General features: G+C 50.1%; 21 protein-coding genes and 4 pseudogenes. 16 read left to right on the top strand and 9 right to left on the bottom strand.

Going from position 1 to position 15323, the window contains the following annotated elements; translation table 11 throughout:
* Positions 1-195 precede the first annotated feature (195 nt).
* A pseudogene (locus AACL31_RS10930) lies at positions 196-522 on the bottom strand (lytic transglycosylase domain-containing protein); the annotation flags it as partial.
* On the opposite strand from AACL31_RS10930, the pseudogene AACL31_RS10925 reads away from it, so the two are divergent.
* Positions 510-1160, top strand: a pseudogene (locus AACL31_RS10925) (DNA adenine methylase); the annotation flags it as partial. The pseudogenes AACL31_RS10930 and AACL31_RS10925 overlap by 13 nt on opposite strands.
* A gap of 532 nt (positions 1161-1692) precedes the next feature.
* On the opposite strand, the pseudogene AACL31_RS10920 reads toward AACL31_RS10925, so the two are convergent.
* Positions 1693-2107, bottom strand: a pseudogene (locus tag AACL31_RS10920) (DUF3102 domain-containing protein); the annotation flags it as partial.
* 260 nt (positions 2108-2367) lie between these two features.
* Here AACL31_RS10920 and AACL31_RS10915 point away from each other — a divergent pair.
* The 15 genes and pseudogenes from AACL31_RS10915 (at position 2368) to AACL31_RS10845 (ending at position 10865) form a co-directional block, all read left to right on the top strand.
* On the top strand, positions 2368-2601 hold the full coding sequence (locus tag AACL31_RS10915) for a hypothetical protein (RefSeq protein ID WP_310512650.1): 234 nt from the start codon (positions 2368-2370) through the stop codon (positions 2599-2601).
* A 57-nt stretch (positions 2602-2658) separates the two neighbouring features.
* Positions 2659-2979: an IclR family transcriptional regulator gene (locus AACL31_RS10910; protein WP_310512648.1), complete on the top strand. Its 321-nt coding sequence runs from the start codon at positions 2659-2661 to the stop codon at positions 2977-2979.
* Positions 2980-2991: 12 nt separating this feature from the next.
* Positions 2992-3945: a DUF3102 domain-containing protein gene (locus tag AACL31_RS10905; RefSeq protein ID WP_310512646.1), complete on the top strand. Its 954-nt coding sequence runs from the start codon at positions 2992-2994 to the stop codon at positions 3943-3945.
* Positions 3942-5729, top strand: coding sequence for a DDE-type integrase/transposase/recombinase (locus tag AACL31_RS10900; RefSeq protein WP_310512645.1), 1788 nt, complete (start codon positions 3942-3944; stop codon positions 5727-5729). Before AACL31_RS10905 ends, AACL31_RS10900 begins: the two co-directional genes overlap by 4 nt.
* A gap of 12 nt (positions 5730-5741) precedes the next feature.
* Positions 5742-6702, top strand: a pseudogene (locus AACL31_RS10895) (AAA family ATPase).
* Between the two features lie 11 nt (positions 6703-6713).
* Positions 6714-7016 carry a hypothetical protein gene (locus tag AACL31_RS10890; protein WP_339053122.1) on the top strand — a complete coding sequence of 101 codons (303 nt, stop codon included), beginning with the start codon at positions 6714-6716 and terminating at the stop codon, positions 7014-7016.
* 2 nt (positions 7017-7018) lie between these two features.
* Positions 7019-7249 (top strand): hypothetical protein, encoded by a 231-nt coding sequence (locus tag AACL31_RS10885; RefSeq protein WP_310512642.1) that lies wholly within the window; start codon positions 7019-7021, stop codon positions 7247-7249.
* A gap of 33 nt (positions 7250-7282) precedes the next feature.
* Complete coding sequence (locus AACL31_RS10880) at positions 7283-7813, top strand: host-nuclease inhibitor Gam family protein (RefSeq protein WP_310512641.1); 531 nt, start codon at positions 7283-7285, stop codon at positions 7811-7813.
* Complete coding sequence (locus AACL31_RS10875; protein WP_310512640.1) at positions 7810-8151, top strand: hypothetical protein; 342 nt, start codon at positions 7810-7812, stop codon at positions 8149-8151. The genes AACL31_RS10880 and AACL31_RS10875 overlap by 4 nt, the downstream gene beginning before the upstream one ends.
* Complete coding sequence (locus AACL31_RS10870; protein ID WP_339053121.1) at positions 8148-8396, top strand: hypothetical protein; 249 nt, start codon at positions 8148-8150, stop codon at positions 8394-8396. The genes AACL31_RS10875 and AACL31_RS10870 overlap by 4 nt, the downstream gene beginning before the upstream one ends.
* The gene (locus AACL31_RS10865) at positions 8393-9022 is read left to right on the top strand and encodes a LysE family translocator (RefSeq protein WP_310512638.1); all 630 of its coding nucleotides are present in this window, start codon (positions 8393-8395) and stop codon (positions 9020-9022) included. The genes AACL31_RS10870 and AACL31_RS10865 overlap by 4 nt, the downstream gene beginning before the upstream one ends.
* A gap of 16 nt (positions 9023-9038) precedes the next feature.
* Positions 9039-9218 carry a hypothetical protein gene (locus AACL31_RS10860; protein ID WP_310512637.1) on the top strand — a complete coding sequence of 60 codons (180 nt, stop codon included), beginning with the start codon at positions 9039-9041 and terminating at the stop codon, positions 9216-9218.
* 137 nt (positions 9219-9355) lie between these two features.
* Entirely contained in the window at positions 9356-9778 is a 423-nt protein-coding gene (locus AACL31_RS10855) for a regulatory protein GemA (protein WP_310512636.1), read from the top strand.
* A complete protein-coding gene (locus AACL31_RS10850; RefSeq protein ID WP_310512635.1) occupies positions 9772-10140 on the top strand; it encodes a Mor transcription activator family protein in 369 nt (122 codons plus the stop codon). The genes AACL31_RS10855 and AACL31_RS10850 overlap by 7 nt, the downstream gene beginning before the upstream one ends.
* 80 nt (positions 10141-10220) lie before the next feature.
* Complete coding sequence (locus AACL31_RS10845; protein WP_310512634.1) at positions 10221-10865, top strand: hypothetical protein; 645 nt, start codon at positions 10221-10223, stop codon at positions 10863-10865.
* Positions 10866-10873: 8 nt separating this feature from the next.
* Here AACL31_RS10845 and AACL31_RS10840 read toward each other — a convergent pair whose 3' ends face one another.
* The 7 genes from AACL31_RS10840 to AACL31_RS10810 all read right to left on the bottom strand — a co-directional run bounded on the left by AACL31_RS10840 (position 10874) and on the right by AACL31_RS10810 (position 15319).
* On the bottom strand, positions 10874-11017 hold the full coding sequence (locus AACL31_RS10840; RefSeq protein WP_310512633.1) for a hypothetical protein: 144 nt from the start codon (positions 11015-11017) through the stop codon (positions 10874-10876).
* 203 nt (positions 11018-11220) lie between these two features.
* A complete protein-coding gene (locus AACL31_RS10835; RefSeq protein ID WP_310512632.1) occupies positions 11221-11394 on the bottom strand; it encodes a hypothetical protein in 174 nt (57 codons plus the stop codon).
* An 8-nt stretch (positions 11395-11402) separates the two neighbouring features.
* The gene (locus tag AACL31_RS10830) at positions 11403-12056 is read right to left on the bottom strand and encodes a DUF2612 domain-containing protein (RefSeq protein WP_310512631.1); all 654 of its coding nucleotides are present in this window, start codon (positions 12054-12056) and stop codon (positions 11403-11405) included.
* Positions 12053-13246 (bottom strand): baseplate J/gp47 family protein, encoded by a 1194-nt coding sequence (locus AACL31_RS10825; RefSeq protein ID WP_339054010.1) that lies wholly within the window; start codon positions 13244-13246, stop codon positions 12053-12055. Before AACL31_RS10825 ends, AACL31_RS10830 begins: the two co-directional genes overlap by 4 nt.
* Positions 13243-13596, bottom strand: coding sequence for a hypothetical protein (locus AACL31_RS10820; RefSeq protein ID WP_339053120.1), 354 nt, complete (start codon positions 13594-13596; stop codon positions 13243-13245). Before AACL31_RS10820 ends, AACL31_RS10825 begins: the two co-directional genes overlap by 4 nt.
* The gene (locus AACL31_RS10815) at positions 13596-14348 is read right to left on the bottom strand and encodes a Gp138 family membrane-puncturing spike protein (protein ID WP_339054009.1); all 753 of its coding nucleotides are present in this window, start codon (positions 14346-14348) and stop codon (positions 13596-13598) included. Before AACL31_RS10815 ends, AACL31_RS10820 begins: the two co-directional genes overlap by 1 nt.
* Entirely contained in the window at positions 14348-15319 is a 972-nt protein-coding gene (locus tag AACL31_RS10810) for a phage protein (RefSeq protein WP_339053119.1), read from the bottom strand. The genes AACL31_RS10815 and AACL31_RS10810 overlap by 1 nt, the downstream gene beginning before the upstream one ends.
* Positions 15320-15323: the final 4 nt, after the last annotated feature.

Genomic DNA, 15323 nt, shown 5'->3' with positions numbered 1-15323 from the left:
TGCAGGGCATTTAGGGCTTGTGCGGCCTGCTCAGCGCGCTGTTTTTCCTGCATGGCAAACGTCTCGCGCAGCTGACTGAGGGTTGCCGCGCACCGTTCGGTTGAGCGACCTGCGCCTTGCGTGTAGCCGTGCCACCAGGTGCCCGACAGCAGCGCCATTACCAGCACTCCGCCGAGGCTTTTGATGCTGACTGCACTAAACACAGCTTGCCCCTCCCCAGGTCAGGTAACGCGGTGCCAGAGCGTGTAAAATACGGCGGGGATAATGACGATTCTCGCGCCAGGCGCTCACGCCACGTCCGGCATTGACCCGCTCAACGCTGTCAAACCAGCGACCACCATCAAACCCCAGCTGTTTCGCCAGGCGGCGGTCACGCTGGACCCAGCCCAGGCCACCGTTGTAGGCCGACAGGGTCATCGCCATACGTTCACAGTGATCCACCGCCGACAGGCGTTGCCATAGCCAGTTGTCAAAACTCACCACTGCCCGCAGGCTCCAGCCCGGATTAAGCGGCGCTCTACTTTATGAAGTCTCCCAGCAAAGCGGAGGTCATCAACGATATCAACGGTGAGCTGGTCAATCTCTATCGGGTGCTGAAACACCATCTGGAAGAGTTTATGCGCCAGTTTAAATGGGCGCTGGTCAGCCGGGCAATGTATCAATGGTTAAACATAACGCCGACCGAAACCTTAACCGATATCCAGCGCGCGGCCCGCTTCTATTACCTGCAAAAACAGGCGTTCGGCGGCAAAGTGGCGGCGCACACCTTTGGCGTGACCACCACCACAGGGCCACGCCTGAACCTGCTACGCATGGAAGAAGAGCTGTCGCTCGCTCATCTGCGATTATCACGCACCACCATAGAACAGCTTGACTGGGCCAGCTGCATTGCCCGTTATGACCGTCCGCACACGCTGTTTTACTGCGACCCACCGTACTGGGGGACAGAAGGCTATGGCGTGGATTTTGGACTGGAGCAATATGAAAAATTAGCGGGTATGGGACGGGATTTAGCGGGAATGATGATTATTTCAGTTAATGATATTCCTGAAATGCGGGCAGTGTTTCAAGGCTTTGCGATGGAGAGCGTCCCGATCCGCTATACGCTTAATAGCAATCAGCCCACCCAACGGCGTGAGCTGATTATCACTGTTAAATAACTCTCTCCGCTGCAACGGAGGAGGAAAGGTTAAGCACGGTGACGGGAGGCTTTTTTCTCAGTCATGGCGGCAAGAGTACGTTTTGCAACCTCTCGCGTTTCGCCAGGAATATGCCGGAAGAACGTTAGCACCTCAGCCTCTTCTTCATCCCGCACCACATCGAGCGCACTGGCTTCATCGCTGCGATCACCTGTCATCACATAATTGAGATCAACTCCCAACGCTTTCGCCGCGATTAAGTAGCCTGCATCAGGATGGCGTTCGCTTTTTTCGTAGTTGTACTGGGTGAGTTTTTTGACCCCACAGCGCTCGGCGAAGATCTCCTGGCTAAGACCGAGCCGCAGGCGCTCTGATTTGAGACGGTCTCCCACCCCTTCTAGCGTTAATGTCACCCACTGCTGAGTATCGAGCGGAGTCTGTTCATCGCTTGCAGCCGCCGTAGCGGTTTTGCCAGCCAGTTGTTGGCTTAGCTGTTGCAGTTGCTTCTCTTTTTCAGACACCAGTTGCTGGCTGCGTTTAAGGGCTGCTTCGTCTTTCCGTAATGCCGTCTTCAACTCCCTGACTGACATGCGATCAACCTCATCGAGCGTTAGGCCTGCGATGGTGCCACCTTCAGCGAGTTCGACTAAGTCCTCATCATCTTCAAACATCAGCTCATAGAGTTTGGTTTTACCCAAAACTGACAGCGATGTCATTTTTGATTGAAGGCTTGGCGATAGGTATTTAAGCGCTGCCTGCATCATTCTATGTGCTGTTTTTGGTACTAGCCCTAATTGCTCTGTAATAATGTTCGTAAATGTCCCATGGGGTTCATTCTCTTTGATGATGATGAGCCGCTTCCCTGCCTCCAGCATGGCTTCGGCACTCTGTGCCATATAGAAGCGCGCTTCATGCACAATGCGCTCGCGTTCATAGGGCAGGCCATCCCCAAAACGTGCCATTACCTCTTGTTGGGCACTTTTTTCTGTATTTTTTTCAGGGTATGCAATTGCCCCCCCCCCCCCCCGCAATCGTGATATTGTCCGCCGTATTCACAGATAGGCTAGTTGCCGCTTTTTTCTTTGCCATACAGGTCTCCTTTAGGCCGATAACAGCCCGTGATTTTTAACTATGATAAGAAATACACAAAAAAAAACAAAAAAGACTTTACATCATTTTGTATGTTAATGTATATTTATTTTTAACTTTTTATGACGGAGGTAACACCATGTCACTGCAACACCCTGCCGACTTTAAGCGCTGTTTTTATAATCGTGTCTACCAGCACTATCGCTCCATGAGGGCTTGGGCCAAGGCCAACGACTTTAACCACAATCATGTATCTATGCTACTGAATGGCCGCTGCCAAGGTTGGCGCGGGGAAGCACGCAAAATCAAACAGGCGATTGAACAGATGATGGGTTCGCCGATGCCATCGGGAAAAAAGCGCCATAAAAAATAACATTCGCCTGTTTCACTGACGGTAACACAATTTCCATTAATGAAAAAGAGGCATCCGATGAAAAACACCTTATTACTGCACCCTTCTTCACGTACACGGCGGGCGCTGCGGATTTTGAAAGCCATGAAAGGGCATTACCGCGACGGGCTGTCCAATAAAGCCTTGGCGGCGCTAATCAATGACTCTGCGGCCAATATCAGTCGCACCCTGCCATTTTTAGTGGAAGAAGGGATGATTGAAAAACGCCTCAATGGGAATTACGCCCTGAGTGAAGAATTGATACAGATTGCCCTGGCCTTTTTCGATGAAACCGAACGGGCGCAAATCAAGATGGCAGAAAGATGGGGTCGCTGCGTAGCCTCATCGTCAAAACCGTAAGAGGACAAAATAATGGGTAGAAAAGCGTTACCGATGACGGCTGAAATTGCCCCCCAGCAGCCTTTGGCACCGGATTTAATGAACAACCTTAACGCCTTGGCTGAACATCAGCAGGCCATTATGGAGAAGTACGGTGAGGGACTGCCCTATGAGCGGGAGCGCATTGTGCATGAAGCGCGCTTCTATATGGCACAGAGTGCCGAAGCCATGCTGGAGGCAGGGAAGCGGCTCATCATCATCAAAGAGAATGAACCCCATGGGACATTTACGAACATTATTACAGAGCAATTAGGGCTAGTACCAAAAACAGCACATAGAATGATGCAGGCAGCGCTTAAATACCTATCGCCAAGCCTTCAATCAAAAATGACATCGCTGTCAGTTTTGGGTAAAACCAAACTCTATGAGCTGATGTTTGAAGATGATGAAGACCTTATACAGTTGGCCGAAGGGGGCACCATCGCGGGCCTGACGCTAGATGAGGTCGACCGTATGTCGGTGCGTGAACTCAAGGCAAAACTGCGAGAAACAGAAAAGATGCTGGAAGCTAGCCGCGACCGAGTCAGAGAAAAAGAAGAAAAAATCAATAAACTGAGTGACAAGCTGATACTCGATCAACATCGCCCATCAGGGGAAGAAGGCATACGCCAGCTCCGCGAAGAAGTTGCCCTGGTCGGTTTTGATGTTAAAGCCATATTAATGGGCCGCTTTCGGGAAGGGCTGGAAAAACTAAGCAGCCACAGTGGTGATATCACGTCCCACGCCGATTATCTAGCGGGCTTACTTAATGATATTGAGTTTGAAATCAATGTGTTACGCAGTGATTTTTCATTACCTCACCACGCAGTATCAGAGTTGGTACCCGACTGGGCAAAAGCCGATGCGGATGCCGACGATGCGGATTTTCAGTTACCGGAACACCTGCGCAGTACCGGACAGGATAATGTCGAGGAGGTGGTGTCATGAACCCCATCCTGACCGAACGCCTGTTAACAATAGCCCAGACCGCCGAAAGAGCCGGACATGGCGGCAAAGACGCGGTGTATCAGACAGGATGTCAGGCACTCGGTATTTCCAAAGCCACGCTGCTGCGAAAAATCAAACAGGTCAGTTATAAACCGCCGCGCAAACAGCGGGTGGATTATGGCACCAGCGCCCTGACCCGCGACGAAGCCCTGCTGATATCCGGCGTGATGATGGCCTCGCATCGCAAGAACGGCAAGCGCCTTTACAGCCTGGAGCAGGCGGTTAATGACCTGCGGGCGAACAACCTGATTAATGCCGGGTATATTGATAACGAGACCGGCGAGTGGTTCCCCCTGTCGGTGGATGCCATCAGCCGGGCGCTGTTCCGTTATCGCCTGCACCCCAACCAGTTAGGCGCACCTGCACCCTGTGTACAGGTAAAAAGCCTGCACCCCAATCATGTTTGGCAGCTGGATGCGTCGCTGTGTGTGCTCTATTACCTGAAAAACCCAGGCAAGCGGCGCACGACGCGTGACACCGGCCTGCGCATGATGCGTGAAACGGAATTTAACCCCAACAAACCCAAAAATCTCGACCGCATTGTTAACGACAGCGTCTGGTCATTTGAGTTGACCGACCACACCAGCGGCTGGATTTATGCCGAGTACCGCTTTGGCGGCGAAACAACACAAAACTTTACCGATGTACTGATTAATGCCATGCAAGAACGCGGTGGGGCCGACGTACTGCATGGCGTGCCGCGCATCCTTTATACCGACCCCGGTTGCGCCCTGGTCTCGTCCACGATGTGCAACCTGTGTCAAACCCTCGATATTCAACTTATCGCCCATAAAGCCGGTAATGCCCGCGCCACCGGCTCCGTGGAAAAAGCGCGCGACATTCTCGAGTGCCATTTTGAATCCGGCCTGCGGTTTGTGCAAGTCAATCATATTGATGAACTGAACCGCCTGGTCGGGTTGTGGCGTAAAAAATATAACCGTACCGCATTGCATCGGCGTACTGGCATGACCCGCACCGAATGCTGGTTACGGATCACCCCGCAGCAGTTAATCAAGGCACCGTCCGTTGACGTATGCCGTGAGCTGGCAGTGAGTCAGCCGGAAAGCCGTAAGGTCACGACGCATCTTCGCGTGTCGTTCAGGGGCAGCGAATACGATGTACGGCAAGTCCCCGGCGTTTGCGTGGGCGACACCGTACAGATAGTGCGTAACCCCTGGCGCGACAGTGAAGCACAGGTGGTGATAATGAATGAAGACGGACTGGAAGTCTTTTGCCGGGTGCCGGAAGTGGCGAAAGACGACTACGGTTTTGCCCTCAACAGCCCGACACTCGGCGAATCGTTCAAGGCATTACCCCATACCCCGGCGCAACACCATCTGGCGGAAGTCGAGCAGACCCTGTATGGCACCTCGACGCCAAGCGAGACTGCCGCTGCACAAAAAGCCAATGCCTTACCCTTTGGCGGACGCTTTAACCCTTATCTTGACAATGAACGCGATACCCCACCGATTTACCTCCCCAAACAGGGGCAGGCCTCCACGGTTTGCGCGCCGCGTTTTGAAGAGCGATTAAACCCGGTCGTGGTGGTTCAACAGTTGCGGGCGCGTTTTCAGGCGGCAGGCAAAACCTGGCGCAGTGAATTTTACACCATGCTGACCCAGCGCTTCCCGGACGGTATTCCGGCTGACCAGGTCGACGCACTGGGTGATGAACTGATGGCCCAGTCCACCGAGGTGGTGGTCAGTCTGGCCAGTCACGGTTAACGGGAGGCCATCATGCTGAAACTGAAAACCCTGTTACAACAACACAACCTGACGCAGGCGGCACTGGCCCGCGCGCTTGACCTTTCCGAGGCGACGCTGGCGCAGATAGTCAATCACCACCAGTGGCCAAAACAGGACACCGACACGCTAAAACACCGTATCCGGGCCTGGCTGCGTGACCAGAGCATAGAGGCGGACGACTGCTTTGACGGGGTCACGCCCGACGCCAAGGAAAAGAACACACCACCTAGCAACGAGGAAGACACCATGTTACTCAAAAAACAGGTATTACTGCCTGCCACCAAAAAGCATTTTGGGCTGTTTCGCGCTCCGTTTGATGACCAGGCCATACAGGGGAATGAAGATGTTTTTTTAACCCCGGAGAGCCGTTATGTGCGTGAGGCGTTGTACCAGACTGCCCGCTATGGCGGCTTTATCGCGGTTATCGGTGAATCCGGTTCGGGTAAAAGCACGCTGCGACGTGACCTGACTGACCGCATTTATCGGGAAAACGGCCCCGGTGGTGGTGATTGAAGAAGCCCATTGCCTGCCCATCCCGACCTTAAAGCACCTCAAACGCTTCTTTGAGCTGGAAGATGGCTTTAAAAAACTGCTGTCCATCGTCCTGCTGGGACAACCCGAACTGAGCGAAAAGTTATCCGAGCGCCTGTCAGCGGTCAGGGAAGTGGTACAGCGCTGCGAAGTGATTGACCTGCCGCCGCTGGATGAACACCTGACCGACTTTCTTGATTTCAAGTTTAAACGCGTCGGTGGCGACACGAGCAAAGTCCTTGGCCCGGATGCGATACCGGCACTACGTCAACGCCTAAGCTGGCTGCGCCCAAAAAAAGACACGCCGGTCAGTCTGCTTTACCCGCTGGCTATCGGCAATCTGGTGACCGCCGCCATGAACCTGGCCGCGCAAAACGCCATTCCGGTTATCGACGCCAATATTATTCACAGTGTGCATTAAAGGAGGTTTTTATGTTGAACCCCGCCGTGACCATTAAAAACCCGTCAGCGATGACCTACCAGGTTATCCAGCAACAGTTCAGGCACTGCCTGTCGGTGATGGACAAACTCAGCCAGGAAGGTTTTATCGTCAGTCAGTTTACCGTTGATGGCTATAGCCGTCCGACCATTATCCTGCTGCATGACCGACGGTGTGATGCCTTACATCAAAAGGGCCATGCCGTTCGCTATGCCCTGGGTACTGACCGTCAGGGCCGCTGGGAAAAATACCAGTTCCTGCAAGATAACTGCCGAATAACCTGGGAGGTACGTTAATCATGAAAACACGACCTGTCCGTATTACCGCTCGCCAATCGGTTTATCTGGAAAAAACGGTGGATATTACCGAACAGGACTATGAAACCTATTTGTCAATTTGCGAGCACTGCCGTGATTTTGATGAACAAGACCAGCGTCTTGGTGAAATAGCGGCCCGATACCACATGAATTTATTTGAGCATATTCAACACAGTGACGCCCTTGAAGACATTATTTTCGAGCGCGTTTAATTCCCGACGTTGTTAATTAAAAGGTAAAAAAAGATGGCAAAGAAAATAACGCGGCTTAAAGCCGCGGCGGGTACCTGCACGCCGCAAACCCGCGAACAGGTGATGGACGATATTAAACGGATGGGCGATATCCAGCGGGAAATGACCCGGCTGGAGACGCAGATTAATGATGAAATCGCACGGTTAACCCATCAGCATGCGGCTGATATTGAGGCCATGAAAGCCCGGATAACCCTGTTGCAAAAAGGTATCCAGACCTGGTGCGACGCCAACCGGGAGGGGCTGACCCAAAACGGCAAAACCAAAACCGTTAACCTGATAACCGGCGAGGTGTCATGGCGCAACCGCCCGCCGTCCGTGTCCCTCAAAGGGATGGACGACATCCTGCAGGCACTGGAAGAAAACGAACAGACCGACTGCATTATTCGCAAATCACAGGTGGATAAAAATGCCCTGCTTAAAAAGCAGGACACCATCCAGCGACTGAATATTCCCGGCATTACGTTTCGCAACCAGCTTGAGGATTTCATTATTACCCCCTTTGAGCAGGAGGTGACACCATGATAAAGAAAAACAGGTTTTCTTTAGATCAAAAAATTAACGCTCAGCTTAAACGGGTGGGAATCGCACACGAGCGTTTCCGCAACGAATGTAATGCATTCTTTGATGAAATTTCCGAACTCACCTTGTTAATCAATGATATCACTGAACAAAAGCGTCGATCCTGCAATAGGCTTTATCAGAGGATAAAGCCTATGTGCCGTGAGGCTGAGAAAAGCTTCAGTTTAGCTATGCATTACCTATTTGAAAATCAGCCTTATGCGGCTTATTACGAGTTCAAGGTAGTTCAACAAAATATGACTGCATTGATGGCATTACTGGATAAGGACATTACATCATGACCATTACCTGCATCAGCTGCCATCAGGCAACAAACCACCTCAATCCCATCCAGGCAAACATCACTCAACAACCGGAAAGCGGCGAGTGGGGGATTGACCTGTTACTGACCTGTCCACACTGCGGACAGCCGTATAGCGCCTGGGTACTTAACTGGGATATTCATCCCTTAACGGGTACGAAGGTACATTCACCCTCGACGTCAACCCTACCCCATCATCAAACGCACGAGGGAAATAAACCATGAACCTTGACCTTTGGTTAGTTTTTTTAGGGGGTGCCTTGCTCAGTGCTGTATTACCCGGCGCTGGCGCTATCCTCACCCTTAACCATGCCTTCCAGCGGGGATGGCACAAGACACTGCCGCTGATTGCCGGTCAGGCGACGGCATTAGCCTTGATGGTGCCCATTGTGGCACTGAGCACGGAAGCCTTGCGCGCTTCAGCGGTCGCCTGGCCGTTGCTGAAAGGCATTAGCGTACTCTGGCTCCTGTTTGCCGCCTACCGAACCTGGCGTGCGCCAGTCATCATGGATGTCTACGATGTCGTCACATTGACCCGTGGCGCGCAACGGTTCTGCTGGGGTTTTCTGACCGACATCACCAACGCCAAAGCGCTCGCTTTCCTGCTTGCGACACTGCCGGTCTTTCTTAATCCGTCCCAATCGTTAGGGCCACAAATTACCCTTATGACCCTGACGATGGTAATGGTCGATGCGCTGATGATGACGCTTTACGCGCTCATTGCCGCCCGCTTGCGGCCTTATTTTCAATCGCCCGAAACCTGTCAACAACAAAACCGCCTGTTTGCCGGTTTCCTGGTGTTCATTGCGTTCAGTCTTTGTTTTGTTGAACACCCGACCTTAATTCAGTAAAAGAGGAGAAATCACGATGTGGATATTAATTTTAGCGCTCTACGCCAGTCCCTATGCCGGTAATGTTTTTTCCACGCTGCATACACAGGAGTTTGATACGGCAAGCGCCTGTCAACAGGCCGCCAAACAGTTCGCAGAAAAATTTGAAACCTTCAAAGATATCGATGCCAAGGCGATTTGCGTGAAGAAGTCATAGTGGAAAAGCGGTATTTTACGCATTCAATTGAATAATAAAGATATTCATTTTATAATCCTTCAAAACCCGAAGGATTATTTTTTTATTAATGGCATAAGGAATCCTGACCCAGACCACAACGATAAAGGACGCCTCCGATGACCCGACAAAAATACCTGCAGTTAATCCATATTGCCGCCCACCACCTCAAACTAGATGACACGACTTACCGCCAGATGCTGCACAGGCTAACGGGGAAAACATCAGCAAAAGCCCTGAATATCGGTCAACTGGCGCAAGTGTTAAACGCCTTGAAGACACAAGGCTTTCGTATCCAGCCGACTCAACCCACGACGAAAAAGCAGACCGACCGTCCGCAAATCCAGAAAATGCAGGCCCTGTGGCAGGCAATGGCCGATGAGGGCATTGTCCGGGATGCGTCAGCAAAAGCCCTGGCCCACTTTGTTAAACGGGAAACCGGCTGTGATTCGCCTTACTGGCTAGATAGCCAGCAGGCCAGCCAGGTTATCGAGAAACTCAAGCAGTGGCAAAAGCGCGTGGTGAGGGCAACCTCATGCTAGAGCATACCTTTCGCAGTAAAGGGCCGGAGTTATTGGTTGAACTGGCCGAACACACGGCACAGATCGTCAGACAGATTATCGATGTTGACCCCGCTGTTGCCAGCCAGATAGGCGATGCCGTTGCCAGTCAAATGATGGCGGAATGGGGTGGGCAAAATATCTATTTTCCGATGGGGCTAATGTGGAAAATTAATCAGCGTGATCGGGAGATATTTGCCGATTTCAATGGGCATAACCACCGCGCCCTGGCACGCAAGTATGAAGTCTCGCTACAGTGGGTTTATTCGGTAGTCAAACGGGTTAAAAAAGAAGAGCTGGCCCGCATCCAGGGCAGTCTGTTTGAAGACAATCAGGCGAGATGACGATTTAAACACACTGTCAATACGTCAGCGTTTTTTTGTTACTATTATCATTGCGATAGTGCTTACGAAAGGAGATAAATATGCTTGATTCAACCCTGCTCGATTTACCCTGGGCAACACTGGTAACATTGACCTCTGGTTACATGAGCTACTTTATTGCCAATGTCGGTTTGAAAGAACACCATAAGCCCATTGATATCGTTTTTTCCACACTGATTTTTAGCCTGTTACCGACGGCGATATACCACTTAACACTCTGGTGTGGCGTCAATGCTTACGCGGCAGCGCTGCCGACTGTATTGTTAGCATTCTCCCTGGGTGCATTGTGGCGTAAATATGGACGTAAGCGGTTATATGGATTTCTTCGGCAGCATAATATCTCGTGGTCTGACAGTACCCACTCTGCCTGGCAGCAAATGTTTGGCCTAACGAATTATCGGGCGACTGAATTATTTGTGATCCTCAAGGATGGTTCGGGCTTGCTATCACGATTGCCGGGGCGTTTTGAGGGACTTCCAAATGGGCCTTTTACACTCGGTAACAATGGTGATGTCATTCTCTATGTCACGCATAGAAGTCCGGCAAATAGCGATGAGTGGGTAGAGTATGGGGACATTATTCATCAGGACTACGGTGCTCTCGCTACTTATATCCCTGCGGATCAAATTGCCAGAATAGATATCAGGAGAAGAGCGGAAAAGCCATCAAGCTCTTCTACCGACTGAAAAAAAGACTACTTTTTACCCAATGGCGTAGGTGCTTTGGGTTCAGCGGATGACTTTTCGTTGGTGATTGGCATTTCGACAGTGATGATCCCCTCACTCTTTGGATTTTCTGAATACTCTACACGATCCTGTTTATCATTCTTATTGCTCATAGAAATCCTCCTATTCATACTAATAAGTAGCAGTATTGAGCCTTGGATCCTAACAGAGGCAGGGGTATTATTTCAATAATCGGTTAATTTGATTGATGATTCCTGTTTCACTATGTGTAACTTAATTACCCTGACTTGTCCCAGATAGATCCAGTTTGTCCCAGGTAGATCCACATTTATCGCACGTTTCCCGTTTAAATATCTCACGTCCTATCAGCTATCACCGATGCCTGTCGCCAGACGGTGTTTAGCTCCTGTGAGCGAGCGACACCAGCACTAAAGCCGTTATTACGCGCAGGGAGTTTCTGATACTCATCTGCCGGCAATACGTTAGCCCCGTCGGCTATACCAAACGGTAAAATTTCATTTTTTGCCATGATTATTCCTATAATTTTACTGACCAGCTACCGACGTCAAAGCCGTCGATGTAACGATTATTGACATCAAACCCAAAAATACCGTTATCCCCTTCGGAACCGGTGTAGGCGTTAAGTCTTACGCCTTCTGGCTTGATATTGAGATATCCCTGTTTGATAACGGCTTTTGTCACTTCCGGTATGACGCCACCCGTTAGATACACATCCATTAACATGTTTTGATTGTCAATAAAAAAGATTTTTACGGTTTCATCGGGGATAACGCCCTGATAAATCTCTGAAAGCATCTCGCTTGTACCATCCCAGTGATTCGCGCGTATTTTTGCCCTCAGGATAAAGCGGTAGGTTTCATCATCCAGTTCGGTAAAACCCCTGTCAGCATCAAAGCGCCGTTTCCAGCTCCCCTGGTCAAAGCCCACCTTTTTGGTATCCAGTGAAAAATAGACACCTTTTATCGGCGTTTTGACAAAACGTGATAAGCCTATCCATTCGCCGACAGCATCCAGTTGTTTACCCGTTGCCGTATCAATACTGAAAAAGGCATTAAGCTGTGAGGCCAAAGCTGAAATATCACTTAGCGCGCGCGTCATCAGCGCAATATGTTGCGTAAACTTTTCCGCTTGACGATGTTGCGGGGTAATGTATTCGGTGTAATCTCTCATGAGGTCACCACTAGTTTGACGTTATTCTCGCGACAACTGACGGCTTCGTTAAACGCAACAAGTAAATTGGCTTCTGTAACTGTTCCTTCCTTCCGTCCGATTTTTATTGCGGTGATATCAAACGTTTTTCCTTCTTCATCACCAGCTAGATTAGCCGGTGAATAAAGACGGGTCAGATAGAGATTATCGCCAATCAGTTGCTGATTGATATAGTCTGAGACTTTCTGCCGGATTTTATCGCCAGTTAACGTGGTAAATCCTAAAAACGCCGTTAAGTCAATTTCCACATGCACATCAACCGTTTTGGGGCGTGAAAAGCGAATCGTAATTGGCATATCGTAACGGTCTTTGACCGTAATTGACGTGTCGCCAAACGTCCCTGCACCGGGGGTTTTCTTTTGTGCTATGGCGTTGGCAATCGTGGTGACATCGCCACCATCGACTATCATGGCGATTGAATGCGGCGGAATGCCATTTTTATCCGTTTCATTAGTGTCATTTTCAAAACCGCGCTGCCTTGTCACCCCTGATATCAAGCTAATCGCGCCCTGTATCCCTTCTAATACGGTACGTGATGGCAGTGAGACCGATTTTCGTTGCCGTTCACGCAATTGGTTATCCGTTTCAATCGGTCTGCCTTGTGTTGCGGGTTTGGGATTGCTCACCGTCTGCCATCCTCGCGTGGGGGTGGCTATCTCGGTAATTTCTTCGGACAATGCAGTAACACTCCCTGCAACCAGACAAACTGCCGTCACCGTCGCTTCGCCGTGCGTATCGAGCATAACCGTTTCCGGTAACCGCCAGATATTGCCGTTTTTATCGCACACACGGCCATTTTTTATCACCGTACCCACTTGCCCCGTTAATACGACATCCACATTCGAGTACCCCGATGCATGACGGGAAATGCCGTTAATGGCGACATTATTTGATAGTGCAGCACCTTTACTCGTATTAGGGCTAAAACTGTTGTAGGTAGCGATTATCGCATTATTGGCATCATGGATGGCGAGCGCGTAAATGGCTATCATCTGGCCGTCTTTGCTATCCGGCGTTAAATACGCATCTTGCCCATAAATTTGATGAAAAAAATCGGTTAATCGCATCAGTAGGGTCTGATAATCCGGCGCACTGATGCCGTCGTCAGTCACTTTCGCTGACAACGCTAACGTATCAAGATTTAACATTATGCCTCTTGGATAAAAGAAGTTTCGCCGTATTGGGTTTGTACTTTTGCGCTAATAGTCAGTTTTCGGGTCGTTGGATTTTGGCTGACATTGAAATCGGTTAACATGGTTACGCCCTGCGTATCCAGTATGCGCTGTTTGATAGTCATACCGTAGGCTTCCAAATAAGACTTACCTAATACCGATTGCAACCACGGCATCCCTTCTTCGCTGTCTAAAAACCATTGCCCCTGCCAGAGGGACAATCGCGTTTTAATCGCCAAGGCGACTGCATTAGGCGTATTGGTTAAAAATGTGTTATCCCCCTGACCAAAGCTGTAGTCGCCCTTACTCGTTTCTCGTCGGTAACGCATCAATTCACCTCGCCTGAATTATCCCCACCGGCTTTGACACCTTTGTGGGTATGTGTGTCGTCAATCCGTTTGCCGTTGGCGGTCAATGTGCCCAAAAACTCAATCGCACCGGTGATTTTTGCAGCCACACCGGAGGCCGTTGAACCTACCATGCCACCTAGCCAACTCAATAGTCCTTTTACGGTAATTCTCTCCGAAAAAATAGCTTCCGGTGTGATAATTTCAAGCCCCCCAGGGGCGACAATTTTCATTTTTTGCGTTGTCGGGTTTACTTCAAAATAGGTTGCGCCATCGTCACTTCTTAACTGCATCGCATCGGTGCTAATTTGGCTTATCTTCTGTTTTTGTAATTGCACACCGACGAAAGCGAAGGCATCTGATAAATCATGCTGTCTGGGGTCGATCGCTTCTTGTATCCCGCCATTTTGCCACCAAAAATCAATACATCTATCTGCAAACACCACCAGACACTCATCACCGCTTTTAATGGGGAAGGTCATTGTGACACCGCCACCGCGCGGGAACACAACCGGTACATCAACTAGCAGGGGCAAATTCACCGACTGGCTATTCCCTTTGGTATCCGTCAAGGCTCCCTTTATCGCTGGTTGTACAACACAAGTGACTTTGCTGGCATCGAAGGATTGAACAATAGCCGGCATCGCGACGCGAAGTTGTGACGAAATCGCATGGCGAAAGACTTCAAGCAGTTGTTGTTGGTCGCCGGTGCGCGCTGATACGGAAATCGCCATCATCCCACCTTCTTGATATCGATTTGGTCATTTGATCCCTTGGCAATACACACCAAATCCATATACCACGGCTTGCCGCGCGTATCGCCGGAATACGTGATGTTTTTCACAATATAATCCCCATCGGTGGAAAGACTGGCCGGTTGTGAAACAGCGCCTTGGGTTTGCTGTAAGCCGCCGTCATCGTTTTCGCTTAACTTGCTGTACCCCAAAGCGATATCGCTGTTGGGCAACATCGTGCGATAGATTAACGCCTGGTCAAGACGAATAAGCCCATTGATTTGAATGTTTGGGTTAATCAAACAACGCACATTCACCCCCGCCTCAATCGTTTGTTGCGGTAAGCCAATCAAGCCCGTTGCGCTATTCAGGACAATCGCTTCATGGATATAATTCTTCTCCGGCACCATCACGAGCTGGCCGTTAATGTATTGCCACGAGGCAAGGCATTGCCCTGCCAGATTATCAGCGGCGTCCCTAACCATACCAAAATAGACTTTACCCCTTGGAAAGCGGATACTATCAAACTCAGGCGTCACGCCTTTGACAATCCCGTAAGGGGTAAGCCCTGTCAGTAACGTATTGTGTTGCTCTGCCTGAGTATGCCCTGCGCTTAAGGTAGTATTTAGCGTGGCGTAGTCATAGGCCTCATGAGAATCAATCGCCTGAACAATAACAAACGTGTCAGTAGGATTATCTCTACCTGAAATCGTGTAGCGGATTTTTCCAGTAAATATCAGACCCGTATTATCCTGATAGCCTGCCATGAGCTGAATGTTAACAAACTCCTTCGCCTGAATTTGACTGACGGTTTCTTTTCTCAGATTCCAGACTTTAAACACCCCCGCACGAGGGTAACGCGTATCTGGCCACGTGATATTGAACGTGGCGCGAAAATCCGATAGCTCAATACCTTCCCCGTTTTTATCAGAAACAATCAGTGAGCATTTTCGTATCCAGTTTTTTGACATAACA

This window comes from Arsenophonus endosymbiont of Crataerina pallida (assembly GCF_964020125.1).
In the GTDB taxonomy this organism is placed as follows: Bacteria; Pseudomonadota; Gammaproteobacteria; order Enterobacterales; family Enterobacteriaceae; genus Arsenophonus; species Arsenophonus nilaparvatae.
This window is presented reverse-complemented; position numbering and strand designations above follow the sequence as displayed.

Bases quoted from the DNA above. Each gene is read 5' to 3' on its own strand.
- AACL31_RS10840 (WP_310512633.1), bottom strand. From the start codon at position 11,017: ATGAGCAATAAGAATGATAAACAGGATCGTGTAGAGTATTCAGAAAAT.
- AACL31_RS10865 (WP_310512638.1), top strand. From the start codon at position 8,393: ATGAACCTTGACCTTTGGTTAGTTTTTTTAGGGGGTGCCTTGCTCAGT.
- AACL31_RS10905 (WP_310512646.1), top strand. From the start codon at position 2,992: ATGGGTAGAAAAGCGTTACCGATGACGGCTGAAATTGCCCCCCAGCAG.
- AACL31_RS10830 (WP_310512631.1), bottom strand. From the start codon at position 12,056: ATGAGAGATTACACCGAATACATTACCCCGCAACATCGTCAAGCGGAA.
- AACL31_RS10820 (WP_339053120.1), bottom strand. From the start codon at position 13,596: ATGCGTTACCGACGAGAAACGAGTAAGGGCGACTACAGCTTTGGTCAG.
- AACL31_RS10850 (WP_310512635.1), top strand. From the start codon at position 9,772: ATGCTAGAGCATACCTTTCGCAGTAAAGGGCCGGAGTTATTGGTTGAA.
- AACL31_RS10855 (WP_310512636.1), top strand. From the start codon at position 9,356: ATGACCCGACAAAAATACCTGCAGTTAATCCATATTGCCGCCCACCAC.
- AACL31_RS10910 (WP_310512648.1), top strand. From the start codon at position 2,659: ATGAAAAACACCTTATTACTGCACCCTTCTTCACGTACACGGCGGGCG.
- AACL31_RS10815 (WP_339054009.1), bottom strand. From the start codon at position 14,348: ATGGCGATTTCCGTATCAGCGCGCACCGGCGACCAACAACAACTGCTT.
- AACL31_RS10890 (WP_339053122.1), top strand. From the start codon at position 6,714: ATGTTGAACCCCGCCGTGACCATTAAAAACCCGTCAGCGATGACCTAC.
- AACL31_RS10835 (WP_310512632.1), bottom strand. From the start codon at position 11,394: ATGGCAAAAAATGAAATTTTACCGTTTGGTATAGCCGACGGGGCTAAC.
- AACL31_RS10860 (WP_310512637.1), top strand. From the start codon at position 9,039: ATGTGGATATTAATTTTAGCGCTCTACGCCAGTCCCTATGCCGGTAAT.
- AACL31_RS10900 (WP_310512645.1), top strand. From the start codon at position 3,942: ATGAACCCCATCCTGACCGAACGCCTGTTAACAATAGCCCAGACCGCC.
- AACL31_RS10885 (WP_310512642.1), top strand. From the start codon at position 7,019: ATGAAAACACGACCTGTCCGTATTACCGCTCGCCAATCGGTTTATCTG.
- AACL31_RS10915 (WP_310512650.1), top strand. From the start codon at position 2,368: ATGTCACTGCAACACCCTGCCGACTTTAAGCGCTGTTTTTATAATCGT.
- AACL31_RS10880 (WP_310512641.1), top strand. From the start codon at position 7,283: ATGGCAAAGAAAATAACGCGGCTTAAAGCCGCGGCGGGTACCTGCACG.
- AACL31_RS10845 (WP_310512634.1), top strand. From the start codon at position 10,221: ATGCTTGATTCAACCCTGCTCGATTTACCCTGGGCAACACTGGTAACA.
- AACL31_RS10870 (WP_339053121.1), top strand. From the start codon at position 8,148: ATGACCATTACCTGCATCAGCTGCCATCAGGCAACAAACCACCTCAAT.
- AACL31_RS10810 (WP_339053119.1), bottom strand. From the start codon at position 15,319: ATGTCAAAAAACTGGATACGAAAATGCTCACTGATTGTTTCTGATAAA.
- AACL31_RS10875 (WP_310512640.1), top strand. From the start codon at position 7,810: ATGATAAAGAAAAACAGGTTTTCTTTAGATCAAAAAATTAACGCTCAG.